Annotated in this window: 3 protein-coding genes; 2 read left to right on the top strand and 1 reads right to left on the bottom strand. The window is 68.0% G+C overall.

What is annotated here, in order from left to right; translation table 11 throughout:
• Nucleotides 1-812, bottom strand: an 812-nt coding sequence (locus DD1DGNOD_RS04515; protein WP_131769523.1) for a peptidoglycan recognition protein family protein, incomplete at its 3' end; no start/stop codon positions are given.
• 669 nt (nt 813-1,481) lie between these two features.
• Between DD1DGNOD_RS04515 and glpX the strand changes: the two genes are divergently transcribed.
• Entirely contained in the window at nt 1,482-2,507 is a 1,026-nt protein-coding gene (gene glpX, locus DD1DGNOD_RS04510; protein WP_206442945.1) for a class II fructose-bisphosphatase, read from the top strand.
• Nucleotides 2,508-2,509: 2 nt separating this feature from the next.
• Nucleotides 2,510-3,153, top strand: a 644-nt coding sequence (locus DD1DGNOD_RS04505; protein ID WP_131769522.1) for a sterol desaturase family protein, incomplete at its 3' end; no start/stop codon positions are given.

The following is a 3,153-nucleotide window of genomic DNA, read 5'->3' as shown; positions in this document are numbered from 1 at the left end:
CCATACAACCGGAGAGCACCATCAAGGCCGGCCCAGGTGGCCGGCCCGGCAATCCCGTCGGTGGCAAGACCCCACCACTGCTGGAACGACGTCAGCGTGGCGTAGGTCCGGTCGCCGAACTGCCCGTCGGGGCCGAGGCGCAGCGGGTCTGCGTGGTCCTCATGCCGCAGGACGATGTTCAGGGCATTCTGCAGTGTGGCCACTGGATTTCCACGGTCGGGGAAACTGCCGGTGTGCCCCGGGTCGTGGTCACCCTTGTTGAGGACGGGATAGCCGGCGAACCGGCCCACGCTCGGATTCCCGGCCGCATCGACGGTCCCCTGCCGGCCCAGCGCGGCAGCCAGAATGTCCTGGCGCCGCCCTGCCCGCAGGCCACCCGGGCAGGAATGGCCGCCCCAGGCGATGCCACCCATGCGATGGGTGCCGATCCCGCGACCCTTCGGGTCATCGGTGACCTGCGCGGCCCAGCCGAACACCCGTATGCCCCAGGCATACAGCTCACCGAGGCGTTCGCTCTGGATGGGCGTGTAGTCCTCGCCAACGCGTCCCTCGCACTCGCAGGAGATCCACTCGGTGTTTCCCGCCTTCTGCGCCCATGCCTTCATGGTGAACGGCACGTACTGCTCGAAATGACCGGCCTTGGACAGCCACAGGTGGGAGCTCTTCTGCGTCGCCGGATTGTTGAACTCGCCGAAGGGAGAGCCGTTTCCCTCCTGTACATGCAGGATCAGTCCCCGGGTGGGGGTGATGATTCCCGCCGACTTGTTGACCACCGGTCGGAAGTGGGCCGTGGGGTAGATGTCCTGAGCCATGAGCTACTCCTGTCGTCGGCTCGCATATCGCCAGCGGCAGCTCCAGCTCGAGGCAGACAGGAGAATTAGCGCGTCCCGCCCCCGAGGCGCCGTGCGCAACGACCTCTACTCGGAAACTCACCACACACCCCCGTATGCAGTTTCGAGCGCTCGTAGAGCCGCCGATATACCTGATCATCCCCCGTACCAGAACAGATGCGCACAGCATCCCATACCTCGCCCGTTACCCGCCACAAGCGTCACCAAACCGACTTTCCGTCCAGGCCGAGACCTCTTTTACCCGGGCGAACAAATGGCCGCCATGTCGAAGTCGTCGCCGGTCGGGTGGGCTCGACGCGCCGGGCCGGGACGTAAGCCAACTAACAGCGGGTCATCCGGCCTGGTCGAAGGCTGGAAGGCCAGCCGGCGGTAAACAATGGATGGGCGTCCGGCACGCCCCCTCCGCGTGCCGGACGCCCATGCATACAGTTGGACGTATGTCCGCTGGTCAAGGTTGCACCAAGCAGGACGATCAGGATGTCACGCACCCGACACCAGCGGGCCGAAGGCTGAGCGATCATGTTCTTTCCGCGCACGGGGTTCGTACCGGATCCCACCGCGGCCGGCGAGCCACCGACAGCCCACATCATCAGTGGGCGGATTCACCCATGTGCAACTAGTCTCAGTTCCGTGGCAGCCGAAAGCGTGAACCTTCCTGGTCCTCTCGCCGTCCAGGGGCAGGCACCTGACCGCAACCTCGCCCTCGAACTCGTCAGAGTGACCGAGGCGGCCGCGCTCGCAGCCGCCAGGTGGGTCGGGCGCGGCGACAAGAACGGCGCCGACCAGGCCGCCGTCGACGCCATGCGACGACTGGTCGGCACGGTGTCGATGCGTGGCGTCGTCGTCATCGGCGAGGGCGAGAAGGACGAGGCCCCCATGCTCTTCAACGGCGAGGAGGTCGGCTCGGGCGAAGGTCCCGAGTGCGACGTCGCCGTCGACCCGGTGGACGGCACCACGCTCACCGCCAAGGGCATGAACAACGCGATCGCCGTGATGGCGGTGTCCGAACGCGGGTCCATGTACGACGCGAGCGCGTCCTTCTACATGGAGAAGCTCGTCACCGGCCCCGAAGCCGCCGACGTGGTGGACATCGCGGCGCCCGTCGAGGACAACATCCGCGCCGTCGCCAAGGCCAAGGGTGTGCATCCGCGGGACGTGACCGTTGTCGTCCTGGAGCGCCCGCGCCACGTCCAGCTGATCGAGCAGATCCGGGCGGCCGGCGCCCGGGTAAAGCTCATCTCCGACGGGGATGTCGCCGGCGCGGTCATGGCGGCTTCCGCCGACACCGGTATCGACCTGCTACTCGGCATCGGCGGCACACCCGAGGGAATCATCAGCGCGTGCGCGGTGACCTGTATCGGAGGTGCGATCCAGGGGCGGCTCTGGCCGCGGGATCCCGACGAGCGCAACAAGCTCATCAACGCCGGCCACAACCTCGAGCGCATTCTGACCACCCGCGAGCTCGTGGACAGCGACAACGTCTTCTTCGTCGCCACCGGTATCACCGACGGTGAGCTGCTGGCCGGGGTCCGGTATCGGCCGGGTGGCGCCAACACGTCGTCGCTGGTGATGCGCTCACGCAGTGGGACGATCCGGCGGGTGGACAGCCAGCATCAGCTGACCAAGCTGCAGGCGTATTCGACGGTACCGTTCTGATCATGCCGACGGCACCGGCGCCGGCCTGGACCGCAACCGCCGCCCTGCGCCGTGTCACCGCAGCCGTCGCCCGCCTGGACAGGCCCGGTCCGCATGGTCGAGCGTCCGAGGTTGCCACGCTGCGTGCCGCGGCCGGCCGCTTCGTGGCCCATCCCCGTCCACCGGTGCTGATGGCAGCGGTCGCGAGCCTCGCGACCGTGCGGCTTGCCCGCGGGCACTTCGGCCGGGCGGACGCGGCGGTCGCCGTGTCCATGCTCGCCGCGCAGCCGTTCGTCGAATGGTCGGTGCACCTCGGGGTCCTGCACGCCCGGCCGACCAGCCGGGCCGGACAAGCCTGCTACCGGATCGCCGGCTGGGGGCACGAACAGCACCACCGCGACCCGACGAACATGGACACGATGTTCGTCCGGCCACAGGAGGTACTCGGCACCGGTACGGTCGCGCTGGCCACCGCACTGCTCGGGTCCCCCCCAGCCGCCACCGCGGCGCTGTGCGCGGGTCTCGGGCTGCTCGCCTACGACTGGACGCACTTCCTCATCCACAGCGGCTACCGTCCGCGCAGCAGGATGTACCGCGGGGTCTGGCGTAACCACCGTCTCCACCACTTCCGCAACGAACGCTACTGGCTGGGCGTGACGTCCAACAT

The organism is Candidatus Protofrankia californiensis (assembly GCF_900634765.1).
GTDB lineage: Bacteria > Actinomycetota > Actinomycetes > Frankiales > Frankiaceae > Protofrankia > Protofrankia californiensis.
The sequence above is the reverse complement of the archived record's forward strand: the minus strand, read 5'-3'. Positions and strand labels throughout refer to the sequence as shown.